Raw genomic sequence first — 5,624 nt, 5'->3', positions numbered from 1 at the left:
GGCCGATGAGGACGCCAATCTGACGCTGCTCAGGGGCCAGGACTGGATCGATGTGCCGGTCGTCTACAAGACCGGGCGGCGCGCCCTGCTCACCATGGAAAAGGGCATCCCCGGCGAGAAGGTGTTCGACGAGGCGCTGAAGGCCTGGCAGGCGAAGACGTCTGGTTGACTCGCAGCGGTGGCTTGAGGCCCTCGCCGCTCAGAACCCCTGGAACGGCATGTCGAGCGCAGCGGCGATCTCGTCGTGAGGCCGCATCAGGTTCAGCCGGCTCGCGCCAAGTTCCGTCGTCGAAACCGTGGCGAGCAGATGGGTGGCCATCACCAGCTGCGTCCGTTGATCTCAAAGATCGGATGGAGCTTCCGCATTGCAGGCGGCGCCACCGAGACGGGCAGAAGTGGGACCACCACCCGTGTCTTGAAGTGATCGAGCAGATCGGATTGAACGTCGAGAGGATAGCCGCCTTCGATGCCGTCTGGCGGCGAATACGTCGTAGCGCGCCATCAGAACTGCCGGTGCTCCTTGAGCGGAACACCATGTGCTTCGACATAGCCGTTCCAGGCGTCCATCGTTGCGCGGTTCTCAAGCTTCCAGAGCCGCGTCTTTTCGGCTGCCACTGCTTCGGCTATCCCGGCTTCGGCGGCGCGCGAGACGTTCACGTTGAGCCCCTTTGCTTCCTTCATCAACTGTGAATGAGGCCTCCGCAACATGCGTATTCCATATGCGCATCCGGGGCACCGCCGCAACGGCTGGGCTGCGCGGGCGGCATGACGAAATTGATGCCATATGCTAATGTTCGCGAGATCGGTGGGCGAGATCGTGCACGGCGATGACCAATGCGAAGATCAACCTTCGTGAGCTCGGCGAAACCATCCTTCTGACAGATGGCGGCCTCGAAACGTCGCTCGTCTTCCTGGAAGGGCTCGATCTGCCGTTCTTTGCCGCTTTCCCCCTGCTTGCGACCGATGAGGGCCGAGAGAGGCTCGGGCGCTATTTCCGTCAATATCTGGATATCGCCGAACAGCGCGGCGTCGGCTTTGTTCTCGACACGCCGACATGGCGCGCCAATCCCGACTGGGCCGGGAAACTCGGCTACTCGCGCAGTGAGCTGTCGGCCGCGAACCGGCGCGCGGTCACGTGGGCGCGTGCGCTGGCAGCGCCCTATGCGGCGCGTGGGATGCTTGTCCTCGTGAATGGGGTAGTCGGGCCGCGCGGCGACGGCTACCGGGTCGATGCAGCGATGACGACGGCCGAGGCCGAAACCTATCACAGCGACCAGATCAGAGCGTTCCGCGATGCCGGCGTCGATATGGTCAGCGCCGTCACCATGACCTATTCGCACGAGGCCGCCGGCATAGCTTGCGCGGCCATGGCATCGGGGCTCCAATCGGTGATTTCCTTCACCGTCGAGACGGATGGGCGCCTGCCTTCCGGCGAAAGCCTGAAAGACGCCATCGAAACCGTTGACGACGAGACTGACGGCGCCCCGGCCTATTTCATGATCAACTGCGCGCACCCCAGCCATTTCGATGCGGTTCTTGCCGCCGGCGAAGGCTGGATAGGTCGCATTCGCGGCGTGCGGGCCAACGCATCCGCCAAGAGCCATGCCGAGCTCGACGCAGCGACCGAACTCGACCCCGGCGATCCGGTCGATTTCGGTCGGCGCTATAGCGCGATGCGCGACCGCTTCGGTCACATCGCCGTGCTTGGCGGCTGCTGCGGCACGGACAGACGCCATATTGCCGCGATCTGCGACGCCTGTCTGTGAGGGCAGCTAGCGGGAGGAGGGACTACCCCTCCATTTCCTCGCGCAGCATCTCCAGTTCCAGCCACTCTTCTTCCAGCGCGGCCAGCGTCGCGCGTTCCTTGTCGAGGGCGGCGATGGTCTTCTGGAACGAGGCCGGGTCGCGCTCGTAATAGGAGGGATCGGCGATGTTGTTCTCCAGCCTGGAGATCGACGCGGTCACCGCCTCGATCTTCCTGGGCAGGGATTCCAGCGCGAATTTCTGCTTGAACGACAGTTTCTTCGCTGGGACTTTCGGCGGCGCCGGCTCTGCCTTGCCGGTGGCCGCCTGTTCCGCCGTATCCGCTTTCGGCCTCGCCTTGCGATCCTCCAGCTTCGAGCCGCCGCGCTGCGCCAGCATATCGGAATAGCCGCCGGCATATTCGATCCAGCGGCCGGCGCCATCCGGCGCGATCACGCTGGTGACGGTGCGGTCGAGGAAATCGCGATCGTGGCTGACCAGGATGACCGTGCCGGCAAAGCTGGCGACCAGTTCCTGAAGCAGTTCCAGCGTCTCCATGTCGAGGTCGTTGGTCGGCTCGTCGAGCACCAGCAGGTTCGCGGGCCTGGCCAGCACGCGGGCGAGCAGCAGCCGCGCGCGTTCGCCGCCCGAAAGCTCGCGCACCGGCGTACGCGCCTGCTCCGGCTTGAACAGGAAGTCCTTCATGTAGGAAACGACATGGCGCTGCTCGCCATTGACGAGAAGGTTCTCGCCGCGCCCGTCGGTGAGGTAGTGCGCCAGCGTCTCGGCCGGATCGACGGCCTCGCGCTTCTGGTCGAGCGTGGCGATCTCGAGATTGACGCCGAGCCGCACAGTGCCGGCGTCAGGCGCCAGTTCACCGGTCAGCATCTTCAGCAGCGTCGTTTTTCCGGCGCCGTTCGGGCCGACCAAACCGACGCGGTCGCCGCGCTGGATGCGGCTCGAGAAGCCCTTGACCACGGTGAGGTCGCCGAAGCTCTTTTCGATGCTCTTGGCCTCGATCACCAGCTTGCCGGACTCGGCGGCGTCGCTGGCCACCAGGGTGGCCGTGCCCTCGGCGCCGCGATGGCTGCGGAAACGCTGGCGCATGGTCTGCAGTTCGCCGAGCCGTCGCATGTTGCGCTTGCGCCGTGCGGTCACGCCGTAGCGCAGCCAGTGCTCCTCGCGCACGATCTGGCGGCCGAGCTTGTGCTGCTCGCGCTCTTCCTCTTCCAGCACCTGGTCGCGCCATTCCTCGAAATGGCCGAAACCCTTGTCCAGCCGTTTGGTCTGGCCGCGGTCGAGCCAGACAGTGGCGCGCGATACGCGCTCGAGAAAACGACGGTCGTGCGAAATCAGGATCACCGCCGAGGAGGTGCGGGCAAGCTCCTCTTCCAGCCATTCGATCACCGACAGGTCGAGATGGTTGGTCGGCTCGTCCAGCAGCAGAATGTCGGGCTCCGGCGCCATGACGCGGGCAAGGGCCGCGCGGCGCGCCTCGCCGCCGGAAAGGTCGTTTGGCCGCTCCTCGCCGGTCAGGCCAAGATGCTCCATCAGATAGGTGGCGCGGTAGGGATCGTCGGCCGGTCCGAGCCCTGCCTCGACATAGGCGCGCACATTGGCGAAGCCATCCATGTCGGGCATTTGCGGCAGGTAACGCACCGTCGCCGAAGGCTGGCGGAACACCTCGCCATCCTGTGGTTCGATCATGCCGGCGGCGATCTTGAGCAGCGTCGACTTGCCGGAGCCGTTGCGGCCGACCAGCGCGATCTTGTCGCCGGCGGACGCGCTGAGCGCCGCGCCATCGAGCAGCGGCGTGCCGCCGAAGGTCAGTCTTATCCCGTCGAGATTGAGAAGAGGCGGGGCCATGTCAGCTTTCAGGAAGGGGATAGGGGTGAGCGAGCAGCAACGCGCGCCCGTGGCCGAGCGCGATCTCAAGCCGCCCCTTGACCTCGTTTGATATAGTCAGCGACGAGCCGAACGTCACCTCGACGTGATCGAGCGGCCATTTGGCGCCGGCGACGCTCAGGCCGGAAAGGTCGGAGAAGCCGAGCACCGAAAACAGCGTGCCGTCGGCATAGTCGAAGCCGGCCTTGCCAGGCAAAAGCGGAATGCCTTCCTGCGCGCCGCTGGTCATAACCACGCTCATGCCGGCCTCGGCCAGGCGAACCGCGAGTGCCAGATGCAGGAAGGCGTGGTCAGCGCGCTTGCCGCCGAAGGCGCCGGCCAGCACGAGGCCGGTGGCGCCGCGCTCGAGGGCGGCGGCGATCGCCAACTCGCCGTCCGTCTTGTCCTTCTCGGCCGGAAACACCTGGCGTGGCACGGCGGCCAGATCATCCGGCAAATCCGGCGGCACGGAATCGAAATCGCCGACCCAGAGCTCAGGCGTCAGGCCCAGCATGCGGGCATGGCCGATGCCGCCATCGGCGGCGATGACGCGCGCGCCGGCCAGCTGGCTGTCGAGCCGCGGCGTGCGGACGAGGTCGCCGCCAAGCAGGATGGTGAATGTGCCCATGAGCGTCGCCCTTACCAGCCCCGCCCGAGAAACGGAAGCCGGGGGTGCAGGCACCCGGCAAACTTCCGCTTGCGCGGTGCCGTGCCCGGGCCTATGTGTCGAAACGCTCTAACGGGGTGCCGGACGCGGGTTTTCGCGGACCGGCTGAGAGGCAACCGCCAACCCGCTGAACCTGATCCGGTTTGTACCGGCGGAGGGATTAGACGTCTCGGACCATCCGGCGCCTCAATTCCTTTCAATACCAACGAAGGAGGCGCCGATGCGCACGCTCTTGTCCCACCTTGTTCTGGCAACCGGCCTGGTTTCGCTTCTGGCGGGTCCGGCGGCCGCGAAGGACAAGCTCACCGTCTATACCTATGAGAGCTTCACCGCCGACTGGGGTCCCGGCCCGGCGGTAAAGAAGGAATTCGAGGCCGAATGCGGCTGCGATCTCGAATTCGTCTCGGTCGCCGATGGCGTGGCGTTACTCAACCGCGTCAAGCTGGAGGGCGCGGCGACCAAGGCCGACATCGTGCTCGGCCTCGACACCAACCTGACGGCCGAAGCCAAGGCGAGCGGCCTGTTCGCGCCGCATGGCGACGTGTCCGGCCTCAATGTCCCCGGCAACTGGAGCGACGACACATTCGTGCCGTTCGACTATGGCTATTTCGCCGTCGTCTACGACACCGAAAAGCTGAAAGTCCCGCCGAAGAGCCTGAAGGAACTGGTCGAGGGCAGCGCCACCGACAAGATCGTCATCCAGGATCCACGCACCTCGACGCCCGGCCTCGGCCTGCTGCTCTGGGTCAAGTCGGTCTATGGCGACAAGGCGCCGGAAGCCTGGGCCAAGCTCAAGTCCAAGGTGCTGACGGTGACGCCGGGCTGGAGCGAGGCCTATGGCCTGTTTACCAAGGGCGAGGCGCCGATGGTGCTGTCCTACACCACCTCGCCGGCCTATCACATGGTCGCCGAGAAAACTGAACGCTACCAGGCCGCGTCCTTCGAGGAGGGCGAATATCTGCAGATCGAGGTTGCCGGCATCACCACGACAGGGGCGAAGAATCCGCTGGCGGAGAAGTTCATCGCCTTCATGACCGGCCCGAAATTCCAGGATGTCATCCCCGAGACCAACTGGATGTTCCCGGCCGGTAAGACCGACAAGCCGCTCAATCCGGCCTTCGACAAATTGGTCAAGCCGACCAAGACCTTGCTGTTCAGCGCCGATGAGGTCGCCGCCAACCGCAAGGCCTGGGTGGACGAATGGCTGGCGGCGATGAGCAAGTAGGCTTTCGATCGCCTCGATGTCTGCGCCAAGCCACCCCCCTCTGTCCTGCCGGACATCTCCCCCTCAAGGGGGGAGATTGGCTGTCACGGCGGTTTTCGCCAACCT

Annotated in this window: 7 protein-coding genes and 1 riboswitch; of the genes, 2 read left to right on the top strand and 5 right to left on the bottom strand. The window is 65.2% G+C overall.

What is annotated here, in order from left to right; all coding sequences use genetic code 11:
- Positions 1-199: 199 nt before the first annotated feature.
- The 3 genes from EN742_RS39515 to EN742_RS22110 all read right to left on the bottom strand — a co-directional run bounded on the left by EN742_RS39515 (position 200) and on the right by EN742_RS22110 (position 708).
- Positions 200-319: a CcdB family protein gene (locus EN742_RS39515; protein WP_245482286.1), complete on the bottom strand. Its 120-nt coding sequence runs from the start codon at positions 317-319 to the stop codon at positions 200-202.
- Positions 319-405, bottom strand: a complete 87-nt coding sequence (locus tag EN742_RS39510; RefSeq protein WP_245455771.1) for a CcdB family protein — start codon at positions 403-405, stop codon at positions 319-321. Before EN742_RS39510 ends, EN742_RS39515 begins: the two co-directional genes overlap by 1 nt.
- Before the next feature lie 96 nt (positions 406-501).
- Entirely contained in the window at positions 502-708 is a 207-nt protein-coding gene (locus EN742_RS22110) for a type II toxin-antitoxin system CcdA family antitoxin (RefSeq protein WP_126057890.1), read from the bottom strand.
- 119 nt (positions 709-827) lie between these two features.
- Here EN742_RS22110 and EN742_RS22105 point away from each other — a divergent pair, with 119 nt between their 5' ends.
- Positions 828-1,766: a homocysteine S-methyltransferase family protein gene (locus EN742_RS22105; protein ID WP_126057891.1), complete on the top strand. Its 939-nt coding sequence runs from the start codon at positions 828-830 to the stop codon at positions 1,764-1,766.
- A gap of 22 nt (positions 1,767-1,788) precedes the next feature.
- Here EN742_RS22105 and EN742_RS22100 read toward each other — a convergent pair whose 3' ends face one another.
- Positions 1,789-3,609 carry an ABC-F family ATP-binding cassette domain-containing protein gene (locus tag EN742_RS22100; protein WP_127405535.1) on the bottom strand — a complete coding sequence of 607 codons (1,821 nt, stop codon included), beginning with the start codon at positions 3,607-3,609 and terminating at the stop codon, positions 1,789-1,791.
- 1 nt (position 3,610) lies between these two features.
- Positions 3,611-4,255 carry a thiamine diphosphokinase gene (locus tag EN742_RS22095; protein ID WP_126057893.1) on the bottom strand — a complete coding sequence of 215 codons (645 nt, stop codon included), beginning with the start codon at positions 4,253-4,255 and terminating at the stop codon, positions 3,611-3,613.
- Between the two features lie 102 nt (positions 4,256-4,357).
- A riboswitch (TPP riboswitch) is annotated at positions 4,358-4,471 on the top strand.
- A gap of 43 nt (positions 4,472-4,514) precedes the next feature.
- Here EN742_RS22095 and thiB point away from each other — a divergent pair.
- On the top strand, positions 4,515-5,519 hold the full coding sequence (gene thiB / locus EN742_RS22090; RefSeq protein ID WP_126057894.1) for a thiamine ABC transporter substrate binding subunit: 1,005 nt from the start codon (positions 4,515-4,517) through the stop codon (positions 5,517-5,519).
- The last annotated feature ends 105 nt before the right edge of the window (positions 5,520-5,624 follow it).

Origin of the sequence: Mesorhizobium sp. M4A.F.Ca.ET.020.02.1.1 (assembly GCF_004022645.1) — a bacterium.
In the GTDB taxonomy this organism is placed as follows: Bacteria; Pseudomonadota; Alphaproteobacteria; order Rhizobiales; family Rhizobiaceae; genus Mesorhizobium.
Note: the sequence above shows the minus strand (reverse complement) of the source record. Positions and strands in the feature narration are given on the sequence as shown.

What these genes read in the sequence shown, in the direction of transcription:
- EN742_RS39515 (WP_245482286.1), bottom strand. Translation starts at nt 319, where the DNA reads ATGGCCACCCATCTGCTCGCCACGGTTTCGACGACGGAACTTGGCGCG.
- EN742_RS22110 (WP_126057890.1), bottom strand. Translation starts at nt 708, where the DNA reads ATGTTGCGGAGGCCTCATTCACAGTTGATGAAGGAAGCAAAGGGGCTC.
- EN742_RS22105 (WP_126057891.1), top strand. Translation starts at nt 828, where the DNA reads ATGACCAATGCGAAGATCAACCTTCGTGAGCTCGGCGAAACCATCCTT.
- EN742_RS22100 (WP_127405535.1), bottom strand. Translation starts at nt 3,609, where the DNA reads ATGGCCCCGCCTCTTCTCAATCTCGACGGGATAAGACTGACCTTCGGC.
- EN742_RS22095 (WP_126057893.1), bottom strand. Translation starts at nt 4,255, where the DNA reads ATGGGCACATTCACCATCCTGCTTGGCGGCGACCTCGTCCGCACGCCG.
- thiB (WP_126057894.1), top strand. Translation starts at nt 4,515, where the DNA reads ATGCGCACGCTCTTGTCCCACCTTGTTCTGGCAACCGGCCTGGTTTCG.